This is a genomic window from Chryseobacterium sp. UF-81 (assembly GCF_058245105.1).
Genome location: NZ_JBSIBX010000002.1, coordinates 191207 through 215350 on the forward strand (window position 1 = coordinate 191207; position 24144 = coordinate 215350).

Below are 24144 nucleotides of genomic sequence, written 5' to 3' on the forward strand. Positions count from 1 at the left end.
GTTCATTCATTTGTGTAAGTTTTTGCAAATTTAAAATATTTAATTCTTATTTAGTATTTCCAATTAATGAATAATTATTCACATAAATCTGAAAGCATCAACTAATATATTGATATTTGTTATTATAAACAAAAAACTATTAGCCATAAAGCCAATAGTTCTTGAAATTTATAATAAGAATCTTATTTGTTGACGAATTGTTCAGGATATTCATTGTTCAGCATTTTGACTGAAAAATCTTGAGCCTTATTACAGTGTAATCTTTAAAATTCATTAACAGCCTTGATAATAGCCTGGATCTCTTCCTCTTCCAAAACAGAAGAAATCGGAAGACTCAGTACTTCATCATGCATTTTCTCTGTAATAGGGAATGAAAGATGGCTGTACTCTTTGTATGCTTCCTGCTTGTGAGGCGGAATAGGATAGTGGATAATAGTATTGATGCCTTTTTCTGTTAAATAGGCCTGGAGTTCATCTCTCTTTTCTGTTCTTATGACGAAAACATGCCATACATGCTCTTTTTCTTCAGCAGGATTTTCAGGAAGGATGATCTTTGGGTTGTTGATCTCAGAGATGAATCGTTTGGCGATTTCTCTTCGGGTATCGTTTTCGTGACCGATATATTTCAGCTTCACATCCAAAACAGCGGCCTGAATTTCATCCAGCCTGGAATTTAATCCTTTATAAATGTTAACATATTTCTGGTTTGAACCGTAGTTGGCTATAGCGCGGATGGCTTCGAATAGTTCTTTGTCATTCGTAGTTACGGCTCCCGCATCTCCTAAAGCCCCAAGGTTTTTTCCGGGATAAAAGCTGAAACCTGCAGCATCACCGAGGTTTCCTGATTTAATACCGTTCCATTCTGCGCCGATCGCCTGTGCATTGTCTTCTACGATCTTTAGGTTATACTTTGATGTGATATTTTTAAGCTCTTCAGAAAAAACAATTCTTCCCTGAAGGTGAACGATGAGTATAGCTTTTGTTTTCGGAGTTATTTTTTCTTCAATTTTTGAGATATCAATATTATAGGTATTGGTATCCGGTTCTACAAATACAGGGATGAGTCCGTTATCTGATAAAGCCAGGACTGAAGCGATATAAGTGTTAGCCGGAACAAGAACTTCATCACCGGGTTGCATGAAGCCCAACTCAATATAGGCACGGAAGATAAGGCGGAGAGCATCCAGTCCGTTGGCTACTCCTAAAGCATATTCTGATCCGATATATGAGGAAAGATTGGTCTCAAAGTTTTTTAGCTCATTTCCCAGCAAATACCAGCCACTGCGGAAAACACCTAGAAGCTTGTTCTCAATTTCTTCCTGATGCTGTAAATTGATCTTTTGAAGATCAAGAAATTTTATCATAATGCTATTTTTTTATGTCAATTGTATTTAAACAGAATGCTCTCCAGTAATACCTACTCCAAAACCGGGGGTGATATAAATGAAGCATCATTAGTCAGAACAAATCTTAGTTTAATTCCTTTATAATCAATTGCTATTGTGTGTTATTTATATTTATTACCGCCGTCATACAGATAAAGTGTAGGCTAATTATTTTTTCTGCGTTGTTTCCTTAAAACTTTCATAATCCCGGAAGTAATCTTCTTCTTCATATACTTCCGAAGCCAGACACAACAGGACTGCATTATGGGAAAACTGAATGTCACGCCATACCAATTTGGGAATATATAAACCTTTTGTAGGGTGATCTAAAATAAAAGTTTCTTTATGGCCTTCTTTATCCTCGGTATTAAAGGTAATTGTTCCTGAAACAGCGAATATGAGCTGCTGCAGCGCCTTATGGGCATGTCCTCCTCTCGTTACATTATGAGGTGTATAATACGTCCAGTAGACACGCTTTATCTCAAAAGGAACATTTTTCTGATTCTCTGCTATAGTAATATAGCCCAGATGTGATGAGCCTATTTTATCAAATGTAATGATTTGCGGTTTATTGTATTCCATTAATTTTATAGATAATTCTTTAAGCCCTCAAAGTTAATTATAAAATTACTATCGGAGTATAGCCTGTTGATATTAGATGATCATGTATAAAAATTTACATCAAATAAATATTCTGTATTAAGGAAATATGAGATGATGTTACATAAAAAACTATCGGCTGTAAAGCCAATAGTTATTGTAAAGTTCAGAATATGATAATGTTACTTTCTGACCAGCTTTTTAAGGTATTCACCATAGCCGCTTTTACCATATTTTTCAGCAGTTTCAAGCAGCTTTTCTTCGTTGATGAATTTATTCCTGAAGGCAATTTCTTCAATACAGCCTATCTTGAAACCCTGTCTTTTTTCAATAACGCTTACAAATTCAGAAGCATCATTCAGAGAGTCAAAAGTTCCGGTATCAAGCCATGCGGTACCTCTGTCGAGAACACCTACTTCAAGTTTTCCTTTGCTTAAATAAACATTATTGACATCTGTAATTTCAAGCTCTCCTCTTGCGGAAGGCTGAATGTTTTTTGCGATATCCACTACTTCATTATCGTAAAAATATAAGCCGGGAACTGCATAATTGGATTTAGGATTTAAAGGTTTTTCCTCAATGGATATAGCTTTAAGGTCATCGTCAAATTCTACAACACCATACCTTTCAGGATCTGAAACATGATAGGCGAAAACCACTCCGCCATCAGGATTGGTTTTGTTCTTGAGCAAAGTTCCCATTTCAGAACCATAGAAGATATTGTCTCCTAATACCAGTGCTACAGGATCATTGCCGATAAATTCATCACCTAAAATAAAGGCCTGTGCCAATCCGTCAGGACTCGGCTGCACGACATATTCAATGTTGCATCCGATCTGGGATCCGTCGCCTAAAAGTTTAATAAATCCTGCTTGGTCATGAGGAGTTGTAATGATCAGAATATCTTTAATCCCTGCCAGCAATAAAGTTGAAAGGGGATAATAAATCATTGGCTTGTCATAAACAGGCATCAGCTGCTTACTTACGGCGATTGTAAGAGGGTAAAGTCTGGTCCCGGAACCACCGGCTAATATAATTCCTTTCATTTTCTGTGTTTGTTAATTATATTGCTTTTCGTAATATTTCTGATAGTCCCCGCTGGTAACATTCTCAAGCCACTCTTTGTTCTCAAGATACCAGTCGATCGTTTTTGAAAGTCCTTCTTCGAAAGTTACAGACGGCTTCCAGCCTAAATCTTTATTAAGTTTTGTTGCATCAATAGCATAACGCTTATCATGTCCCGGTCTGTCTTTTACGAACGTGATTAATTTTTCAGAATACCCTTCCGGTTTTCCTAATTTGGAATCCATTTGCTTAATCAATTCTTTTACCAGATCAATATTCTGCCACTCGTTGAATCCTCCAATATTGTATGTCTCACCAGTTTTAGCTTCATTAAAGATCTGATGAATACCTTTTGCGTGATCTATTACAAATAGCCAGTCTCTTGTATATTTTCCGTCACCATAAATTGGCAATGGTCTTTCATTAATAATATTTGATATACACAGAGGGATTAGTTTTTCAGGGAAATGGTTCGGGCCGTAATTGTTTGAACAGTTGGATATGATGAATGGCATTCCGTAAGTGTTTCCATAAGCTCTTACCAGATGGTCAGAGGCTGCTTTTGAAGCCGAATACGGAGATTGAGGATCATAGGCAGTCGTTTCCAAAAAGAATCCTGTTTCGCCAAGACTTCCGTATACTTCGTCCGTAGAAACGTGATAAAATAAATTATTTCTTTTCTCATCAGGAAATCTGCCATGGGTGTGATCCGGATTTAGGGTCCAGAATTCCTTACATAAATTAAGAAGATTGGCAGTTCCGTTCACATTGGTATTAATGAATGCCATCGGGTCTGTAATACTTCTGTCTACATGACTTTCTGCAGCCAGATGCACGACAGCATCAGGACTGTATTTTTCGAATACTTTCCTTAATTCTTCGGGTTTTGTAATGTCTGCCTTTTCAAAAACATAATTAGGCTCATTTTCAATATCCTTCAGGTTTTCTAAATTTCCGGCATAAGTGAGGGCATCAAGATTAATGATTGTTGTGTCCGGATTATTTTTTACGAACTCTCTTACAACGTGAGATCCTATAAATCCGGCCCCTCCGGTAATAATTATATTTTTCATCTATTTATTTTCTATGGTCTTTCTTCCTATACTTTTATAATGAAATCCATTCTGTTCCGGGATTTCTAACGGATACATGTTTCTTCCGTCAAAAATAACTTTGTTTTTCATTTTTTTAGCCATCAGTTCAAAATTCGGATTTTTAAACTCAGGCCATTCTGTAGCAATGAATAAGGCATCTGCATCTTCAAGAGCGTCATACATTCCTTTCGCATAATGTATTTTATCACCAAGAAGTTTTTGCACGTTACTTTCTGCTACCGCATCATACGCAGCAATTTCTGCGCCTTTTTCTAATAAAAGAGCAATATTGTCCAAAGAAGATGCTTCACGGATATCATCTGTATTGGCTTTGAATGCCAGGCCCCACATGGCAATTTTTTTTCCACGGATATTTCCCCCGAAGTATTTTTCTATTTCTGAAACAAGAATTACTTTTTGTGAGGTATTTACTTTTTCAGTAGCCTCAAGAATCTGGAAATTGAAATCCTCCTGTATTCCGGACTTGATAAGAGCCTTTACATCTTTAGGGAAACAGCTTCCGCCATATCCGATACCCGGGAATAAAAACCGGTGCCCGATTCTGTCATCGCTTCCCATTCCAAGTCTTACTTTATCCACGTCAGCACCTACTTTCTCGCAGTAATTGGCAATTTCATTCATGAAAGTGATTTTTACGGCAAGGAATGAGTTGGCGGCATATTTTGTAAGCTCCGATGATTTCTCATCCATAAAGATGATCGGAATTCCGGTATTGGTAAATGGCTGGTAAATCTGAGCCATGATATTTTTTGCTTTTTCAGAGCTGGCACCCACGACAACCCTTGAAGGATTCATAGAATCTTCCACGGCAAACCCTTCTCTTAAGAATTCCGGATTGGAAACTACATCAAAAGGAATATCTGTTTTGGAAGCAATTACTTCTCTTACTTTGTCTGCGGTTCCTACGGGAACGGTGCTTTTGTTAACGATGACCTTGTATTCCGTCATCATTTCTCCGATATTATTGGCCACCTGGATTACATATGAAAGATCTGCAGAGCCGTCTTCTCCCGGTGGTGTTGGCAGTGCCAGGTATATAACTTCACTTTTGTCTAAAGCTTCCTTAAGATTGGTAGTGAAAAATAATCTTTCGGATTGAATGTTTCTCAGAAACATCTCTTCAAGGTTCGGCTCATAGATGGGAACAATGCCGTTTTTCATACCTTCTACTTTCTTTTCATCAATATCAACACAGTATACTGAATTGCCAAGTTCTGCCAGGGTAGTACCTGTAACCAGCCCTACATAACCTGTTCCTACAATTGTTATATTCAAAATGTATGTTTTTAAATTTCAGGACAAAAATAATAAAAATACTTTCACCCGCCTGTTTAATTTACCTTAATCCATATTTTAAGGTATTTACTTGATAATTAAGTAGATTTTGCTTTTTTAGAAAAAATGCGTATATTTGCAGTGGATTTACAGGAAAAATGGGAAGGCTTCGGAAGAAAGCCTTTTTTCGTACTGGTAAATCAAGATAATTAATGTATGGAGTTTAGAAAAAGAATTGAAGAATTATTAAATGAATTCCTTGAGACCAGAAAGGATTTATTTCTTGTTGATCTGAAATTTTCTGCAGGAGATGATATTACTGTGATCCTGGATGGTGATAATGGGGTGACTCTTCAGGACTGCCTTGATGCAAGCCGTGCTATAGAGTTTAATATGGACCGTGAAGAGCATGATTTTAGCCTTCAGGTAATGTCTGCAGGATTAAGTGAGCCGCTTTCCGCCCCCAGACAGTTCAGAAAGAATTTAGGAAGAGAAATAGAAGTATTGCTGAATGATGCTTCCAAAATTGAAGGTGAGCTGGCAAAAGTGGAGGATGAAAAGATTACACTTATTTTACGCTACCGAAAGCCGAAAGAGATCGGAAAAGGGAAAGTGGATGTGGAGGAGGAAAAAGAAATTCCTTACTCTGAGATAAAAAAAGCGTTAGTAATAATTAAATTTTAAAAGAAAAAAAAATAGATGGATAATATAGCGTTGATTGAATCCTTTGGTGATTTTAAAGACGAAAAAGGGATCAGTAAGATTGATCTTATGGCAATTATTGAAGATTCACTGAAGACCCTTTTGAGAAAGAGATTTGATTCAGATGATCATTTCGATGTAATTGTTAACCCTGATAAAGGAGATTTTCAGATATTTTTAAATAAAACGATTGTAGAGGACGAAATGTCTGAAGATGATGATCTGGAAATTGAGCTTTCTGAAGCGAAGAAGATTGACCCTACTTTTGAAGTGGGTGAAGATTTTACGATGGAAATTCCTGTTGCTCAGCTGGGAAGAAGAAATATCCTTACCTTAAAGCAGATCCTGGCTACAAAACTTCAGGAACATAATAATGCAATGCTTTATGAGCAGTTCAGAGATAAAATTGGGGAAATTGTTATTGGAGAGATTCACCATATCCGTCACAAACATGTGATCTTATTGGATGATGAGGAGAACGAGTTCATTTTGCCAAAAGAAAACCAGATCCCGTCCGACTTCTTTAAAAAAGGCGAGAATATCAGAGCCATTGTTGAGACGGTAGATTTTAAAGGTTCAAAGCCACAGATTATTATTTCCAGAACTGCACCTAAATTTCTAGAGAAATTATTAGAGCTGGAAATTCCTGAAATCCAGGACGGAACTATTATGCTTAAGAAAGTAGTAAGAATTCCTGGTGAGAAGGCGAAGATTGCAGTAGATGCTTATGATGACAGAATAGATCCTGTAGGTGCTTGTGTGGGAGTGAAAGGATCCAGAATTCATGGAGTTGTAAGAGAGTTGAGAAATGAAAACATCGATGTGATTCAGTGGTCTAAAAACCCTGAAATCATGGTAAAGAGAGCTTTAGGAAATGTTACCATTAACAAAATTGATATCAATGAAGATGCAAACTACGCGTTAGTTTATACTCCGGTTGAAGAAATTTCCAAAGTAATCGGAAAACAAGGGCAGAATATCAGGCTGGCTTCTTGGTTATCCGGATATGAAATAGATGTTTATAGAGAATCCAGCGAGGATGACGATGTTGATTTGAGAGAATTTAATGACGATATTGAGCAGTGGATTTTGGATGAATTTAAGAAAGTAGGTCTTACTACTGCGAAATCAGTATTGGATAAGGATACCGAAAGTCTTCTGAATATGGTAGATCTTGAAGAAGAAACTATCGAAGATGTAAAACGTATTCTGAGAGAAGAATTTGAAGATTAAGATTTTAATGAATTTTAATAAACAGTAAAAAAGAAATACTTTAATTTTAAGAATTAAAAAAATAGTAAATAATATAGATGCCAAAAATAAGATTAAATAAAGCGGTTAAGGAATTCAACATCTCGATGTCCAGATTAGTAGAGTTTTTACAGTCAAAGGATTTCGAAGTTGAAAACAATCCTAACGCTCAATTAGAAGAAGCGGCATATTCTGCATTGGAGGCTGAGTTTGCCAAAGACGGCGAACAGAGAAAGGCTTCCCATGAGGTGGTGATCACTAAAGTTCCGGAAGAAAAGCTGGAAATTGAAGAAAAGAAAACCCCTGAAGTAATAAGAGCTAAAGCAAATAAACCGGAAACTAAAATTTTAGGTAAAATAGATCTGGAATCTAAGGCTCCTGAGGTTGAAGAAGTGCCTGCAGCACCAGCAGCTGTAGTGGCACCGGTTGAAGAGAAGAAAGAAGAAGTTGTGGCTGAACCGGAAGTTAAAGCAGCTCCTGAAAAACAGGAATTCAAAGTTCTGGATAAAATCGATCTGTCCCAAATAGAATCCAGAAATAGACCTGTGAAAAAAGACAAACCCAAAATGGAGGAGAAAAAAGAAGAGGAAAAACCGGCAGAACCTGTGAAAGAAACTCCAAAGCAGCCTGAGCCTGCTGAAAGCAAAGCAGAGCCTCAAAAACCAGCTGAGCCTGAATCTCAGGAACCTCAGAAAATAGAAACTGTTTATCAGAAGCTTGACGGTCCTAAGATCGTTGGTGAAAAGATTGACTTAACGCAGTTTGCACCAAAACCTGGTTCTGGCGCTAAAAAGAAAAGAAAGAGAATTGAAAAACCCGGAGGACCAAATCAACAAGGTCAGGGGAATAACCAAAACTCAGGAAATAATAACAATAACCAGGGAGGGCAGGGTAACCGTCCCCAAGGTCAAGGGGGTCCGGGAGGAAACCGTCCGCAAGGACAGGGAGGTCCGGGAGGAAACCGTCCACCAGGACAAGGAGGTCCGGGAGGAAACCGTTTTGGAAATAACCAGGGAAGCCGTCCACCAGGTCAGGGAGGCGGATTCAAAAAAGGCCCGGGCGGAAACAACAACAGACCAGGGCAGAGAACTATGCCTGTTGAGCTTACCGACGAGCAGGTTAAAAACCAAATTAAGGAAACCCTTGAAAAATTAACCAATAAAGGAGGTAAATCCAAATCTGCTAAACACAGAAAAGATAAAAGAACTTACCGTAGAGAACAGGATGAACGTCAGCAGGAAATTGATGCTCAGGACAGATCATTAAAAGTGACCGAATTCATCACAGTAGGTGAATTGGCAAGTTTAATGAATGTTTCTCCAACAGAAGTTATTTCTGCTTGTTTCTCTTTGGGTGTAATGGTAACAATGAACCAAAGACTGGAAGCTGATACTTTATTATTAGTTGCAGATGAGTTTGGTTATAAAATAGAATTCTCAGATGCTGATCTTGAAGAGGTGGAATCTGAAGAGGATATGGATACTGAGGAGGATCTTTCTCCAAGAGCACCAATCGTAACGGTAATGGGTCACGTTGACCACGGTAAAACATCTTTACTTGACTACATCAGAAAAACCAACGTTATTGCTGGTGAATCGGGAGGTATTACCCAGCACATTGGAGCATACAACGTAAAATTAGAAAACGGACAAAGAATTACATTCTTAGATACACCGGGTCACGAAGCATTTACAGCGATGAGAGCCAGAGGTGCTCAGATCACCGATATTGCAATTATTGTAATTGCAGCCGATGATGACGTAATGCCTCAAACGAGAGAAGCAATTTCTCACGCACAGGCTGCAGGAGTGCCAATGATCATTGCTTTAAACAAAGTGGACAGACCAAATGCTAATCCTGATAATATCCGTCAGCAACTTTCCGGGATGAATATCCTGGTAGAAGAGTGGGGTGGAAATGTTCAGGCGCAGGAAATTTCCGCGAAATTTGGTAACAATATGGATGTTCTTTTGGAAAAAGTATTGCTTCAGGCAGAAATGCTTGATCTGAAGGCTAATCCTGACAGAGCAGCTCAGGGAGTTGTTATTGAAGCATCACTGGACAAAGGAAGAGGATATGTTGCCACTATGCTGGTACAGACCGGGACTTTGAGAGTTGGAGATTATGTAGTGGCAGGTAAAAACCACGGTAAGGTAAAAGCTATGCTTGATGAAAGAGGCAGAAACCTTAAAGAGGCCGGTCCTTCAATCCCTGTTACGATCTTAGGCCTTGACGGAGCACCGACAGCAGGTGATAAATTTAAGGTATATGCAGATGAAAGCGAAGCTAAAACAATCGCCAATAAGAGAGAGCAGTTACAGAGAGAACTTTCAATAAGAACCAAGAAGCATACTACACTTGAGGAACTTGGAAGAAGAATTGCTTTAGGTGAATTCAAAGAATTGAATATTATCCTTAAAGGTGACGTGGATGGTTCCGTAGAAGCATTATCTGATCAGTTACAGAGATTGTCTACAGCAGAGATCAACGTTAATATTCTACACAAGGGTGTTGGGCAAATCACTGAGTCTGATGTTAACCTAGCAACTGCTTCTGATGCAATTATTATCGGATTTAATGTTAGAGCCGGTGCTAATGCTAAAGAATTGGCTGACAAAGAAGAAATCGAGATCAGAACATACTCCGTAATTTATGCCGCCATCGATGAGGTTAAAGAAGCGATGGAAGGTATGCTTTCCCCTGAAATTAAAGAGCAGGTAATCGGTAATGTTGAGATCAGAGAAGTATTCAAAATCTCTAAAGTAGGTACTATTGCAGGATGTATGGTTCTTTCAGGTAAAGTAACCAGACAGTCTAAAGTAAGGGTATTGAGAGATGGTATCGTTAAATTCGACGGAGAGCTGGAAAGCTTAAAACGTTTTAAAGATGATGTAAGAGAAGTAACCAAAGGTTACGAGTGTGGATTGAACCTAAAAGGTTATAACGATATTGAGGTCGGAGATATTCTTGAAGTTTACGAACAGGTAGCTGTTAAGAAAAAACTGAAATAATAATTTTTAATTATAATTGAAAAGCCACTTTGTAAAAAGTGGCTTTTTTGTTTATCTAGTTGATATGCTTATAATGTTGACGAGAATACTCTTGTACTTATCGCTTAGATGGTTAGTTTCGTCAAAATTTGATAGAGAGAGCTATGATAATGGTTTAAAGATAATAAGAGAAGCGTGAGGTGGCTAGTGTAGCAGTTTGAATGAAAAAGATATGATAATATCTAATCGAGGTCTTTTAAAGCAGATAGTTTAAAGGGTGGAAATAATATTCTTTTCACTATAAATATAAAATCATTTTTAGAAAATGGTTTTGTCAGTCCAATTGATTCCTTATAATATTTTTAATACTTTCTGTTGTAAATATTGTAATTCTTTTTAGGAAACGTTATGTTAAAATTCTGAATTGCAGATATTTTACCTGATGTATTGATTATTTAAGAAATATTAAGATTTATTGGCTACGAAATAGATGTAAAAATAGATTTTTCAAATACTGTTTTTCTCTTAAATTAGCTTTAATATTAAGGGTTTTGTAATGGGTGGTTTTATCACATATTGGAGATAAACAATAGGAGTAAAGATATTATTATTTTGTAAATAGGTGATATTCATTTTTTTATATAAATTAATAAATTTCCAATTGTTTAAATTTAGAATTAGTCTAAATTGTTATTTTGTTATTTAAATTAATTTAAATATATTCGTATAATTTAACTTTTATATTGTTTTTTTAGTGGTTATTTACCTTTTTTTTGTATTAATAATTATTCATAACGTGGAGATAATTTTAAATATGTTAAAATATATATTAGTTTTATTATTGAATATTTGTAAGTATTAAAATTTATTAACATATTTGCCAATTAAATATTAAAATTTGTTAATATGAATGTTAAACTACGTGTATTGAGTGCTGGCGCATTATTTTTCTTTGGAGGAATGGTACTTGCGCAGCAGACAACAACTAAGAAAAAGGATACAGTAAAAAAAGAAACAACAATTGATGAAGTGGTTTTGTTAGGTTATTCAAAAAGTATTACGAAGCCAAAATCAACTGTTGCTTCTAATACTGTAGGGGAAGTGTTCCTTGAGAATAGACCTAACGTTAATATGTTGACTTCTTTGCAGGGTTCTGCTCCTGGGGTGGTTATGAATGGAGGTTCCGGAAGTCCAGGTTCAGCTAAGTTTAGTTTGCTTATTCGTGGAACAAGTTCCATCAATGGTAATACTGATGCTTTAGTCGTTATAGATGATATTCCATCAAATGCTTCCGAATACAGAAATTTGAATCCTAGTGATATCGAATCTATCACAATTCTGAAGGATGCTGCAGCAACTGCTGTATATGGTAACCGTGGTGCTAATGGTGTTGTAGTTATCAGAACTAAAAGAGGAAAATATAACAGTGGGTTTAAAGTTTCCTATACCGGAATGACAGGTATGTCTTTAAGACCATTGGATAAGTACAATCTAGCCAATACAGAGGAATATATGGGAATTATGAGATTGTATGGTTTGACGCCAACCAATTCAAATTATATTGCTGCGCAGAAGGCTAAGGATGCCGGCATCAGTACAGATTGGTCAAAATACTTCTTTAAACCAGAGATTTTTCAGTCTCACGATGTGGCGCTTTCAACTGGTGGTGAAAATGTGTCTTCTTATAACTCTTTTGGTTATATGGAGCAGGGTGGAGCTGTGCCTACTACAGACTTTAAGAGATTTACAGTAAGATCAAATATTCAGGCTAAGTCTAAAGACAATAAACTGAATGTCAATTCGCAGATAGCTCTTGCTTTTTCAAGAAGAAATGAATTATTTGAAGAAACGAATACGGGGCTTAGAAACAACTCTGTACAAAATCCGCTTTTGGGAGTTCTTCAGGGATTACCTTATTTAAGTCCAACTAAATACGCAAACGGACAGGCTTTGTTTAATGATATTGGAACTAACTTTAATAATGGAAATAATATTTATGTATTGCAAAACCTTTTAACAAGAGGTAATCTTCCAAACTATGTAGATCAGGTATCTATTGGGGCAAATTTGGGTGCTTCCTACAGTATTACGAAGAACTTTACAGTGAATAATAAACTAGGTATTGATTACAGACAAAGTGATAGAATTTCTGGTAGAGCCCCTTGGGCGTATTTAGCTTTAGCTACTCAAGGAGCAGCTAAATATACTGGTTTTGAAGATCAGTCTACAACAAGAGATTTAACTATTAATAATGTAATCTCAGCTTTATACAGTGGGAAATCCGGTGAGCATTCAGTGGATGCTTCCGTGAACATGGAATATAATAAGGTAAATTATAGATCTACAACCAGAAGACAAAACGGCTTAGACCCAAGAACATATGTGCCAGGTTCAGGAACTGGATATGTGCCATTTGATAATTCTGCAACTTCCCCTTATATTCCTTCAGTGAGTGCTTCTAGAATTACTGCTGGAACTGTAGCTGTTTTCGGAACAGTAAATTATGATTATGCAAGTAGATTTGGTTTTAGTGGTACCTTAAGAAGAGATGCATCCTATCGATTCGTTGGAGAAAACAGATGGGCAACATATTGGTCTGTAGCGGGTAGATGGAATATTGATAAAGAAAGTTTCATGGAAGGTTCTGTATTTAATAACCTTAAGTTGAGAGCTTCTTACGGAACGAATGGTAATCAGAATATTGTAGCTGCAAATCCAGGTGCAAACCCCCTATTGACGGCGAGTCAGGTTATTAGAGACTTGTATACCTCTCCTACAGGATATGGTAACGCGCTTGGATTAAGTTTTGCATACGGAAACCCATTGGTGCAGTGGGAAGATGTAGCTCAGGCAAATGTTGGATTGGATTTCACTTTGCTTAACAATAAATTAGAGGGTACTTTTGATGTCTATACAAAGAAAACAACTAACCTGTTTAGTACAATTCCAATTTCAGGTGTTGCTGGTGCTTATACAGTAAGTGGTAACAACGGTACAATGACTAATAAGGGTATTGAGCTTGGGTTGCGTTATAACGTTGTAAAAACAAATGATGTTAACTTCAGTGTATTTGCTAATGGTTCTTATAACAATAATAAAATCAACGACTATACTATTTTTGGAGATCCAGAACCAGGGACAACAGTTAATATGGCTGGACACACATTAAGTGAATGGTATGTTTATAAATATGCTGGTGTAAACAAGAGTAATGGTAACTTATTATTCTTTACTAAAGATGGTGGGGTTACAGAAGCTCCACAAGTTGAAGATGCACAATTCCTAGATGTGAGTCCTATTCCTAAATATGCAGGAAGCTTTGGCTTTGAAAGTGGATATAAAGGTTTCTTCTTTGATACTTTATTTACTTTCCAGAAAGGTGTAAAAAAATTCGATAATGCACTTTATTGGTTAGCTAATCCTGAGGGGTTAGGATCTAGTGCTGTTGGATCTTCGAACATGTCAACCGATTTGTTGGGAGCTTGGACTCCTGAAAATTCGAATTCTGATACACCAAGCTTAAGAGCTACAAACTGGGGGTATACAGCTGATTCTGATTATTTCATAAAAGATGCATCTTTCTTAAAATTGAGATCTGTTACTCTAGGGTATCAGCTTAGAAAAGAGCAGTTGCGAAACCTTCCGATTACAGGACTTAGAATTTATGTACAAGGAGAAAATATTTATACATGGACAAAATGGAGAGGTTTTGATCCGGAGCCACTTACAGGATCTAACTTAAGTGTATATCCTAATCCAAGAATGTACACAATAGGAGTAAAAGTTGATTTTTAAAAAATTATTAAAATGAAAAAAGTATTTTATATATTATCGTTTTTTCTGGTGCTGATGTCATGTAATGATGCACTGGAAATTGTTCAGGATGGAGAGATTAATGATGCTGATGTTGCATTTCGTTCAGTAGAAGATATGCAGAAATTTCTTAATGGGAGTGTTTATCCGGCTGTAAATCCAGTAAATGAAATTTTTTTTACTTCGCTTTTTACAGATGAAGTTGGATTTGGCCCAAGTAGTGTAAGTACTTCTGATATTTTAACACATAGATTTGTTTTGAACTCTACAACAAGCCAGGTTTCTGGTATTTGGGTGAGTAATTATAACACGATCAATAAAGTGAATATTCTTTTACAAGGGAGTACATTAATTAATTATAATGCTCTTTCTACTAATGATAAAGCCTTGTATACTAATATTTTAGTTCATGCAAGAACATTGAGAGCATTAGCTTACATCACTTTAGAGTCATATTTTTCTCCAAATATGAAAGATGTAAACGCTCTGGGAGTAATGCTTAGTACTACACCCGCAGACATCTTTACGACTAAATTGCCAAGAGTTAAAAACTCTGATATTTATGCTTTGATTGATTCGGATTTGCAGTATGCGCTTACCAATTATAATACAAGTAGTGTTGCTGCTGGAACTGGTGTTCCTGCTCAGAATTATCTTGATAAAAAAGCTACCATTAATGCTATTGCTGCTAGATATTATAATTACAGAGGTGACGATGTTAATGCAAAACTTAATGCTACGGAAGCTATTAATACCAGTGGGCTAGTTTTAACAGTTGGGACAGGTACAGCATATTCTAGTATGTGGGCAGATGCAACAACAAATGGAAGAGGTGAAATTTTATGGTCTTTATACAGACCTAATAGTTCTACGGGCAGCTGGTCTAATATTGCAAATTTATGGACTACAAATTCTACGGATATCAATGGTTCTGTGAATTTTGATATGAGTAGAAAGCTATTTTCTGTTATTAATGGACAGATAGCAGGAGGAGATGTGAGACGTGATGTATTTGTAGACCCATCAAGCACATTTGATGGATTCTATCCAACTGGTGCAAATGCAAGAGAAGATGATGTAATTGTTATTAACAAATATCCAGGGAAACCTGCTCCTTTGGCAAGTGCTACTATGCAGTTGAGAAATGATATTAAAATGTTTAGATTATCTGAAATGCACTTTATTTTAGCTGAAGTTGCTGTGCATCAGGGAGACCTGCCTACGGCAGCAAGTAATATTAGTAAAGTAAGAAAAGCAAGATCTAAAAATGGAACAGTTGCTGCCATTACTTACACAACTGCTCAACAGGCATATGCAGATATTCTTTTGGAGAGAAGAAGAGAATTATGTTTCGAAGGGCATCGTTATGTGGATTTAAAAAGAATGGGTGTAGCTGCCGGTGTTGGTGTTGATAGAGATGTGTATGATGATGACAATAAGAGTATGCCGCTTACATTACCTGCGAGTGACTATAGATTTACATTACCTATTCCATTGGATGAGATTAATGCAAACCCTAATATTCAACAAAATACAGGTTATTAATTATTAATAATAATATAAAGAATCTATGAAAAAAATTGCATTTTTAATATTGGCATTCGTTGTTTTCTTCCTAAATAGTTGTAAAGATGAGACTCAGGTTTATGATGGTCAACCGTTTTTACATTTCAATAAAGGAGTAAGAGGAGAAGCAATCGTGAAAATGGGGTCTGGCCCTACTACAGTAGGCATTGATTTCGGGACAATTCATGCACTCTCAGGTGCAGCACAGGTAAAGTTGTTGGTGGACACAAGTGTTTCAACGGCTGTAGAAGGTACTGATTTTCAAATTGTAAATCAAAATCTGACAGTTGAGGGAGGTAAAATTGACGGACAATTTCAGGTAAAGCTGCTTGAAGCTGGAGCTACTGTGGATCCTAAAGTAATTGTGTTTAAATTACAGTCTGCATCAGTCGCTAATGCAACATTTGATCAAACTTATACTTTAACTTATACTAAATCTTGTCCTACTTCTTCATTCGTTGGAAATGGACAGTTTAAAAACAATGTATCAAGTTGGGTGGAGAATCCTAATGCGGTTTATACTATTCAGGATTTAGGAGTTACAAATGGTACAGGCACATTCAAGGTTATTGGTTTTATGGATGATGGTAGTGATCTTACTTTAAAATATAATCCAGACACTTATGCTATAACAACACCTGAACAAAGTTTAGGTTCTAGTGCAAATGGAGGTGTAAATTATGTTAAGGATGCAACTGATGGAACTAAATCATCATTTAATGCGTGCACGAGAATATTAAAACTTCGTGTTAATTATTTTGTTAAAAATCCTGCTACGGGTGGATCACTTGGAAGCTATGGAAATTATGATGAAGTATTTACAGGTCAATAATACAACGATAATATTAACCCCTGCTTATTTTAGCAAGGGTTAATATTTTTTATTGCACATTTAGAAGTTAAATTCATTTAAGGCTGATATATTATATTTTGTGGCAATAAATTACAGGATGATTTTATTTCTTTTTCATGGCAATAAGGTTAAATATATAAATTTTATAATGTTTTTTGTAGAAATATTTATAAGTGAGTTTTTGAAAAGATAAGGTCAATATAATACTTTATTTTTTTATAATTATTTGATATTGAGTGTTTTAATGTATTTTTTTACTATTTCTTAATTTTAAAATGATGTTAAAAATATAAATTACATTTCCAAAAATATAATTTATATTGCTTCTAAATAATTTTTTTTGTAATGGTAATAATTTGTTAAAAAAAATAACAGGCGTGGAAAAAATATAATTTTTACAAATAAAGCGGAATATTATTGCTTAATCTTCATTATTCAATAAAATAATTAAAGGGCTCATACTAAATGAAGCTATAGGTTATCTCATAGGAATACTTGTGAGTTTTAATATTTATTAACATATTTGCGAATTAAATATATTAAAATTTGTTAATATGAATGTTAAACTACGTGTATTAAGTGCTGGAGCTCTGTTTTTCTTAGGACAGGTGGCTTTTGCACAAACGACGAAAAAGGACACAGCATCTACTACTCAGATTGATGAGGTAGTAATGGTTGGATTCGGACAGAAAAAAGCTGTTTCAGAAATTACAGGTTCTACATCTACAATGAAAGCAAAAGCTATTGAAGATATTCCTGTTGCGTCGGTTGATAAAATGTTACAGGGTAGAGTAACTGGTGTTCAGACCGGTTCATCTTCAGGACAGCCTGGAGGTTTTGCTTCTGTAAGAGTAAGAGGGGTAGCTTCCATTAATGGAGGTGTTTCTCCTATTTACATTGTTGATGGTGTAAGAGTTTCTTCGGGTGACCTTTCAGGAAATAGTGTTACTGCGAATATCCTTGCAAACATGAACCCTGATGACATTGAAAGTGTAACTGTTCTTAAAGATGCGGTTTCTACTGCAGTGTATGGAGCGGATGCCGGTGCCGGTGTTATCATTATTACAACTAAATCAGGTAAAAAAGGAAAACCTAGATTTAGTGTTAGCTTTAATCATGGTGTAAGTGACAGAGCTGTTGAAGGACATAGAGGATTGAATGCATCAGAATATCAGAATCTTGTTGCAAACCAGTTATTAAACAGACTACCTTCTCTTGGAACTGTTGAGGCTGCAACAAATTATCTGAGAAATGGGAATGCAGGTTCCGGAGTGGCCGCGATTTACAGATTAGGAGGAGATACAGACTGGAGAAAAGAATTATCCCATAATGGAGGCGCTTATGTACAGGGTGCCGACATTAGTATGTCCGGAGGAAATGAACAAATTTCTTACTACAATTCCATTAACTATTTCGACCAAAACAGTATTGTAAAGAATTCTTATTTTAACAGATTGACTTTTACCAATAAAATAGATGTAAAAGCGACAGATAAATTCAGATTCGGGACCAACTTACAGTTTTCTTACAGTAAAATCAGTACACTTGCAAACGGGGGAGGATTTGCGAACCCTATTCTAAGTGAATATTTCTTAAGACCTACCGATCCGGTACGTAATGCAGATGGAACATATTATTGGGGAGGAAACGGAAGAATGTCCAATGGGTTATTCAATACTGCAGCTTTACTTGATTTAAATTCGCAGGTAGGAAAAACAGCGAGAATCTTTGGTAATATGTATGCTGAATACGATATTCTTAAAAACTTAAAATACAGATTCGTTTTTGCTCCTGAATACATTACACTTGAAGAGGATGAATACAGAAGTCCGGTACATGGTGATGGTACGAACTATAATGGATTAAATATTGCAGGATCAAGAAGATATTTTAACTTTAACGTTCAGAATATCTTAAGTTATAACTTTAGATTAGCAGACAAACATAATTTTGATTTCTCAGCAATTCAGGAAGCATATAAATCTGATTTCAGAGACCTTACTGCATCAGCATCATCCGTAGGATCTTTAAGCCTTAGAACAATTACCAACTTTGTGAAAATGCAGTCAATTGCAGGAACAAGAGTTGAAACAAGCAGATATGGTTATGCATTAACAGGTCACTATGACTTCGATAAGTTAGTTTTATTAGATCTATCATACAGAAGAGACGTATTGTCACGTTTTACACCTGGACAGAAAGGAGGAGACTTTTGGTCAGCCGGTTTGGGAGTTGACCTTGCAAGACTTGACTTTATGAAGAATATAGATGCAATCTCTACCTTGAAATTCAGAGCTTCTTATGGTAAAGTAGGTAACCAGGTTACTGCTATCCCTTACGCATTATATGCTTACTCAACAAATTACAACGATCTGGCTGCAGCTTCTTATTCTGGAATATACAATCCTAACCTGAAATGGGAAACTATTAAGCCTTTCAACGTAGGATTTGATTTCGGATTCTTCAAAAACAGATTGACTGTTTCTGCAGATTATTATAACAAGAAGACAGAAGATTTGATTTATAACATTCCGTTATCATCAGCTCAAGGTCTTGCAAGCTATGTTGACAATATCGGGACACTTGTTAACAGAGGTTTCGAATTTGCTGTAAATGCAGATATTTTCAAAGGAGACAGAGACCAATTTAATTTAACCATCGGAGCAAATTTAAGTACTTTACATAACGAAATTACTTCATTATATGGAGGAGATGTGAACACAGCATTACAGACAGTAAGAGTAGGAGAAGGTGCAAGAACATGGTACTTGAGAAAGTGGGCTGGAGTAGATCCTTCAAATGGAGATCCGCTTTGGTATATCAATGGTGTTGACGGAGAAACTACCAATAATTATAATACAGCTAAACAGGCTGTTCAAGGAAGTTTCTTAAGTAAAATATTTGGTGGTGGTAACATCAATATGTCTTACAAAGGAATCGGACTTGATGCACAGTTAACTTATGGTTTCGGAGGTAAAATCTATGATAACTGGGCCAACTATACAATGAGTGATGGACAGTATACAGCCAACTATTCTGGATATGCAGATCAGCTGGATTACTGGACACCAACTAATACTGGTGCTGCTAATCCAAAACCTATTTTTGGTCTTGGAAACAAGCGTGCTAATCAGGCTTCTACCAGATTCTTATATGACAGTGATTACTTGAGATTAAGTAATGCAAGACTTTCATATACATTTACAAAAGATTTCCTAAACGGTTCAGGGCTTAACTCAGTACAAATCTTTGTTATGGGTACTAATATGTGGACACATACATTCGATAAGAGACTTAAACTGGATCCGGAAATTAACTTAGACGGAACGTCTGACCTGAATTTACCAATTATGAGAACATACAGCATCGGTGTTAATATTGGTTTTTAATAAATAAATAAAAAGATATTATGAAAATAAATATTCTAAAAGCTGCTGTCGTTGCAGTCGGAGTATCAATAGCTGCAGTTTCTTGTAGCGATGATTTCGTAGAAACAAAATTTTATCAAGATGTAGAACAGGCGCCTTTAACAAGTTTAACTGAAGTAGAGTCTTTCGCAAGAGGGATGTATACTTCAATGAGAGCTCCTAGTTATTACGGAAGAGATTATGGATTATTTGCAGAAGTAAGATCAGATGAAATGTATAGTAATGGTGCTGCGGGATATTACAATACAGTAAATAACTATACCATGACATCAGCTGATGCTTACGCAAGAGATACATACAGACAGATCTATACAGCTGTTGCTAAAGCTAACATTCTGATTGGTACGGATCCTAATGGTATTAAAGGAACAGTAGACGAAAAAGAAGCAGTAAAGTACCATATTGGTCAGGCATATGCTATGAGAGCATTTTTCTTTTTTGACCTACTAAAACTTTATGGTCAGAAATATACAGGGGGAACTCTGGGTATTGTAACTCCTTTAAAGTATGACCCTAAGGCTATGCAGGCAAGAGGAACAATTGCTCAAAATGAAGCTCAGATTGAATCAGATTTTAATGCAGGACTTGCTATGATGGAGGCTAACAGTAGTAGTTTTGGTGAAGGTTCGTCCGGATCTGTAGATGTAACTATTAATGCTGTTAAAGCTTTAATGAGCAGATATTATCTTTACAAAGGAGATTATGCTAAAGTAAGAACGCTTGTTAATGATATTGTAGCTTCTAACGAATTTAATGTTATTCCAACATCTTCATATGTTAGCTCTTGGAAGTTTCCACAACAAAATAACAGCATTTTTGAGCTTGCTGTAGGAGTTGCAGGATCAAACAGTACCGATTCATGGGGATACATGTTTAATTATAACGGATATTCTAATACTGTAGTGAGTGAAGATTTATTTGCTGAGTATGATGCAAATGATATTAGAAGACATCCTTCAATGATCCAGTTTGATGAAGAGTATTATCTTAACGGAAAATATCCAAACCTGGAGGGAACTGATAATATCAAGATCGTAAGATATGAAGAGGTTATTCTGAATGGTGTTGAAGCTGAACTTAATGGAGGTAGTGCTGCTAAAGCCCTTCAATATTATAATATGATTCTTGTAAACAGAGGTCTTCCTGCTGCAGGAACTGTTACTATGGCTGACCTGAAGCTTGAAAGAGCTAAAGAATTGGTTGGAGAAGGATTGAGACTGTGGGATTTATTGAGATGGGGAGATCCTGTACCAAGACCTTCAGGTGCTAGTACAAACCCTCTTCTGACAGCTTTTCCTATTCCTAGAGTAGAAACAGATGTTGCCGGAACCCTTGTAAAATCTAACCCTGGTTACGATAACTAAGAAAAACTTAACAAAAAAAGCCTGTGTATGCAGGCTTTTTTTTATATTGAATGTTTAAAATTAGATAATTATGAATAAATTTAATATGACTCTGTTATTTGTAGGATTTAGTTTATTCTCTTTTGCACAGAGCGCCAACAAAAATGGAAGCATAAGTACCAATAATACTCAGAGGCTTCCTTTTGAAGAAAGAAAATTAATTGGTGATACAGAAGTAAGAGATGGTAGTCCATATATGAATGGTGATAGCTTTAAAAAAGTAAAGATTTCAGGGTATTCGAATAATGTTCCGGATCTTCGCTATAATGCTTTTAGTGATGAAATGGAATTTCTTAATGGAAAAGATACCTATGCTGCCAATAAAGAAAACGGACAAATTATAAAATTTGTTGATGGCAAAATATATGAATGTCTAAACTATAATTTAGAAGGAAAAGATAAATTTGGGTATCTCGTACAATTGGTAAACAACCCTGAGAAATACTCTTTATATAAAAGAGAAAAGATAGAACTGTTAAAAGGAGAAAAGAGCCCTAATGGGATGACGAAAGATAGAAATGACTACTATGCCAAAGAAAAAGACATTTATATCATAAGAAAAAGCGGAGCTTTTACAAAAATGGCTAAAAACAAGAAGGATCTTTTAAATGATTTTTCAGTGAAATCAGACGAAGTGGAGAAATTCATCAAAGAACAACATATTAATTTTAAATCAGAAGCTGATTTAATTAAACTGGTAACTTATATGAATACATTGTAGCAGATTTTATATTTTTGTAGCTTAAATGTTACAATGAGATATTTTTTTATCATAATCATCTTCGTTTGCTTTAATGTTAAAGCCCAGGTCGTTAATAAAACAGATATTAAAAGCCCGCAAAAAGAAGAAGACACTCTTGTCATAGACACCGGGAAAAAAGATTCACTCAAAATCTTTAAACCTACTATTAACGATTATCAGTATCAGACCCAATTTTCCGAAAAGAAGATTTTTGATACTGTGCTGACGTTTGATAAGACCCATATTTTTTCGCAGTACAATAATACAGAAAACTTTGGGAGAGCTCAGGTGGCCAATATAGGTGCAGGATTCAATCCTTTGGTGTATGAAGTGAATCCGGAGCAGAACCTGGCCTTACTTCCTTCCAACAAATCATACATGATCATCGGAGCTGATGACGTAAAATATTATGATGTAAAAACACCTACAGCTGCTTTCATTTACCATACGGCTATGAAGAACGGAGCTGCATTGAAGTCTACCTATACCCAGAATATTGGGAAGAGATTCAATTTTGCCCTTGAATATATGGGACTCCGTTCCCAGGGGTTTTACAGAAATTCATTAGCATCTAATAACAACACTTTATTTTCGGGACATTACGTTTCCAAAAGTGGAAATTATGAATTGTTTGCTCATTATCTTCACCAGAATGTAAACAACCAGGAAAGTGGGGGGATCACAGAAGATGATCTTTTCCAGAATGGTGACAGCAACTATAAGAACAGGCAAAATGCTCAGGTTAATCTGGCTTCATCCAGTTCTCAGTACTCATACAGAAGATATTATCTGAGTCATCAGTTTACACCGTTCAATTCAGAAAAATTTCCATTCAGCATAAGGCATACCCTGTCTCATCAGGGTAATAAATATTTTTACAATCAGGGAGCAGTAGAACCCTACTGGTATGATAATGTTTCAGAATTAACTAACGGCTTTCCTCTTACCACAAAAAAATATTCAGACAACTTCAGCAATACATTAAGCCTTGTTTTCAATAATGAAAAATTCAAGCTTGATGGTGGGGTACGTTATCAGATGCTGAAATTTGGAGTGAGAGATATTGCTACAGTAAATGGTATAGCTCTTCCCGGTGAATTTAAAGAAAATAGGATTGGAGCCGTTGGAAATCTTCAGGTAAAACTTTGGGATAAGTTCCAGCTGAAATCTTTCTTGGAATTCTCCAACGGAAGCCAGTTTGGGAGCTATCTTAGAACAGCCAACAACATAAAATTTGAGCCGGTAAAAGATTATTTTGTGAATGCAAAAGTGAATTTCCAGAGTGCTTACCCATCATTTAACTACCTTTTAAATACTTCCGTTTACAACAAATACAATTATTATCTTGAAGACGCCAAAAACCAGACGGTAACAGAGATTGGGGGAAGTGTTAACCTGAAATGGTTCAAAACAGAAATTTTTGCCAACTATTTCAGAATAGATAATTATACTTATTTCAATGCTGATGGAGCGCCGGAACAAAGCAGTAACTCGCTGAACATTTCCCAGATTGGTGGAGATGCTACATTCAGTTATGGGAAATTCCACCTGAATACAAGACTCCATTTCCAAAATGCCTTGACGAATAAAGAGCTGCTTCCGATGCCAGGTTTCATAGGAAGAGCCAATTTCTTCTTCCAAAGCCAGGCATTTAAAAAGGCCGCGGAAATTCAGGCAGGTCTGAAAGTCTATTATTTCTCGAAATTTGCCTCAAGAGATTACTTCCCGATTTTAAACGAATATATTCTGCCAGATGCAAATTCATTCTCTATCGGAGGGCAGCCTATTGTAGATCTGTATATTAACATGAAGGTTAAAAAAATGTTCTTCTACGTAGAAGGCCAGCAGATAGGAACGGTAATTTCCAACAATAAAGCCTACGCATTTCCACATTATCCGGTTTACGATTTCAGATTGAATATTGGTATTGTGTGGTATTTGTTCAACTAAAAACAA

The 24144-nt window shown here is 36.0% G+C and carries 15 protein-coding genes; 10 read left to right on the plus strand and 5 right to left on the minus strand.

Annotated features, from left to right (window positions below; all coding sequences use genetic code 11):
* Nucleotides 1-263 precede the first annotated feature (263 nt).
* From AC4IFE_RS03940 to AC4IFE_RS03960, 5 genes are all read right to left on the minus strand, one after another.
* Nucleotides 264-1364 carry a DegT/DnrJ/EryC1/StrS family aminotransferase gene (locus AC4IFE_RS03940; RefSeq protein WP_490755067.1) on the minus strand — a complete coding sequence of 367 codons (1101 nt, stop codon included), beginning with the start codon at nucleotides 1362-1364 and terminating at the stop codon, nucleotides 264-266.
* A 189-nt stretch (nucleotides 1365-1553) separates the two neighbouring features.
* On the minus strand, nucleotides 1554-1967 hold the full coding sequence (locus AC4IFE_RS03945) for a sugar 3,4-ketoisomerase (RefSeq protein ID WP_490755069.1): 414 nt from the start codon (nucleotides 1965-1967) through the stop codon (nucleotides 1554-1556).
* Between the two features lie 200 nt (nucleotides 1968-2167).
* The gene (rfbA, locus tag AC4IFE_RS03950) at nucleotides 2168-3031 is read right to left on the minus strand and encodes a glucose-1-phosphate thymidylyltransferase RfbA (protein ID WP_490755071.1); all 864 of its coding nucleotides are present in this window, start codon (nucleotides 3029-3031) and stop codon (nucleotides 2168-2170) included.
* 12 nt (nucleotides 3032-3043) lie between these two features.
* Nucleotides 3044-4123 carry a dTDP-glucose 4,6-dehydratase gene (rfbB, locus tag AC4IFE_RS03955; protein WP_490755073.1) on the minus strand — a complete coding sequence of 360 codons (1080 nt, stop codon included), beginning with the start codon at nucleotides 4121-4123 and terminating at the stop codon, nucleotides 3044-3046.
* Nucleotides 4124-5440, minus strand: coding sequence for a UDP-glucose dehydrogenase family protein (locus AC4IFE_RS03960; RefSeq protein ID WP_490755075.1), 1317 nt, complete (start codon nucleotides 5438-5440; stop codon nucleotides 4124-4126).
* A gap of 216 nt (nucleotides 5441-5656) precedes the next feature.
* Here AC4IFE_RS03960 and rimP point away from each other — a divergent pair, with 216 nt between their 5' ends.
* The 10 genes from rimP to AC4IFE_RS04010 all read left to right on the plus strand — a co-directional run bounded on the left by rimP (nucleotide 5657) and on the right by AC4IFE_RS04010 (nucleotide 24138).
* Nucleotides 5657-6124, plus strand: coding sequence for a ribosome assembly cofactor RimP (rimP, locus tag AC4IFE_RS03965; RefSeq protein WP_490755077.1), 468 nt, complete (start codon nucleotides 5657-5659; stop codon nucleotides 6122-6124).
* A 15-nt stretch (nucleotides 6125-6139) separates the two neighbouring features.
* Complete coding sequence (nusA, locus tag AC4IFE_RS03970) at nucleotides 6140-7375, plus strand: transcription termination factor NusA (RefSeq protein WP_111959002.1); 1236 nt, start codon at nucleotides 6140-6142, stop codon at nucleotides 7373-7375.
* A 77-nt stretch (nucleotides 7376-7452) separates the two neighbouring features.
* Nucleotides 7453-10404: a translation initiation factor IF-2 gene (infB, locus tag AC4IFE_RS03975; protein ID WP_490755079.1), complete on the plus strand. Its 2952-nt coding sequence runs from the start codon at nucleotides 7453-7455 to the stop codon at nucleotides 10402-10404.
* 885 nt (nucleotides 10405-11289) lie between these two features.
* Complete coding sequence (locus AC4IFE_RS03980) at nucleotides 11290-14178, plus strand: SusC/RagA family TonB-linked outer membrane protein (protein ID WP_490755080.1); 2889 nt, start codon at nucleotides 11290-11292, stop codon at nucleotides 14176-14178.
* Between the two features lie 12 nt (nucleotides 14179-14190).
* Nucleotides 14191-15741 (plus strand): RagB/SusD family nutrient uptake outer membrane protein, encoded by a 1551-nt coding sequence (locus tag AC4IFE_RS03985; RefSeq protein ID WP_490755081.1) that lies wholly within the window; start codon nucleotides 14191-14193, stop codon nucleotides 15739-15741.
* 25 nt (nucleotides 15742-15766) lie between these two features.
* Entirely contained in the window at nucleotides 15767-16594 is an 828-nt protein-coding gene (locus AC4IFE_RS03990; protein ID WP_490755082.1) for a hypothetical protein, read from the plus strand.
* Nucleotides 16595-17169: 575 nt separating this feature from the next.
* Complete coding sequence (locus AC4IFE_RS03995; RefSeq protein ID WP_490755083.1) at nucleotides 17170-20004, plus strand: SusC/RagA family TonB-linked outer membrane protein; 2835 nt, start codon at nucleotides 17170-17172, stop codon at nucleotides 20002-20004.
* 20 nt (nucleotides 20005-20024) lie between these two features.
* Complete coding sequence (locus tag AC4IFE_RS04000) at nucleotides 20025-21407, plus strand: RagB/SusD family nutrient uptake outer membrane protein (protein ID WP_490755085.1); 1383 nt, start codon at nucleotides 20025-20027, stop codon at nucleotides 21405-21407.
* Between the two features lie 70 nt (nucleotides 21408-21477).
* Entirely contained in the window at nucleotides 21478-22167 is a 690-nt protein-coding gene (locus AC4IFE_RS04005; RefSeq protein ID WP_490755087.1) for a hypothetical protein, read from the plus strand.
* A 33-nt stretch (nucleotides 22168-22200) separates the two neighbouring features.
* Nucleotides 22201-24138 carry a putative porin gene (locus AC4IFE_RS04010; protein WP_490755089.1) on the plus strand — a complete coding sequence of 646 codons (1938 nt, stop codon included), beginning with the start codon at nucleotides 22201-22203 and terminating at the stop codon, nucleotides 24136-24138.
* Nucleotides 24139-24144 lie beyond the last annotated feature (6 nt).

Bases quoted from the DNA above. Each gene is read 5' to 3' on its own strand.
- nusA (WP_111959002.1), top strand. From the start codon at position 6,140: ATGGATAATATAGCGTTGATTGAATCCTTTGGTGATTTTAAAGACGAA.
- AC4IFE_RS03995 (WP_490755083.1), top strand. From the start codon at position 17,170: ATGAATGTTAAACTACGTGTATTAAGTGCTGGAGCTCTGTTTTTCTTA.
- AC4IFE_RS04000 (WP_490755085.1), top strand. From the start codon at position 20,025: ATGAAAATAAATATTCTAAAAGCTGCTGTCGTTGCAGTCGGAGTATCA.
- rfbA (WP_490755071.1), bottom strand. From the start codon at position 3,031: ATGAAAGGAATTATATTAGCCGGTGGTTCCGGGACCAGACTTTACCCT.
- AC4IFE_RS03940 (WP_490755067.1), bottom strand. From the start codon at position 1,364: ATGATAAAATTTCTTGATCTTCAAAAGATCAATTTACAGCATCAGGAA.
- AC4IFE_RS03985 (WP_490755081.1), top strand. From the start codon at position 14,191: ATGAAAAAAGTATTTTATATATTATCGTTTTTTCTGGTGCTGATGTCA.
- AC4IFE_RS04005 (WP_490755087.1), top strand. From the start codon at position 21,478: ATGAATAAATTTAATATGACTCTGTTATTTGTAGGATTTAGTTTATTC.
- infB (WP_490755079.1), top strand. From the start codon at position 7,453: ATGCCAAAAATAAGATTAAATAAAGCGGTTAAGGAATTCAACATCTCG.
- AC4IFE_RS04010 (WP_490755089.1), top strand. From the start codon at position 22,201: ATGAGATATTTTTTTATCATAATCATCTTCGTTTGCTTTAATGTTAAA.
- AC4IFE_RS03945 (WP_490755069.1), bottom strand. From the start codon at position 1,967: ATGGAATACAATAAACCGCAAATCATTACATTTGATAAAATAGGCTCA.
- AC4IFE_RS03980 (WP_490755080.1), top strand. From the start codon at position 11,290: ATGAATGTTAAACTACGTGTATTGAGTGCTGGCGCATTATTTTTCTTT.
- rimP (WP_490755077.1), top strand. From the start codon at position 5,657: ATGGAGTTTAGAAAAAGAATTGAAGAATTATTAAATGAATTCCTTGAG.
- AC4IFE_RS03990 (WP_490755082.1), top strand. From the start codon at position 15,767: ATGAAAAAAATTGCATTTTTAATATTGGCATTCGTTGTTTTCTTCCTA.
- rfbB (WP_490755073.1), bottom strand. From the start codon at position 4,123: ATGAAAAATATAATTATTACCGGAGGGGCCGGATTTATAGGATCTCAC.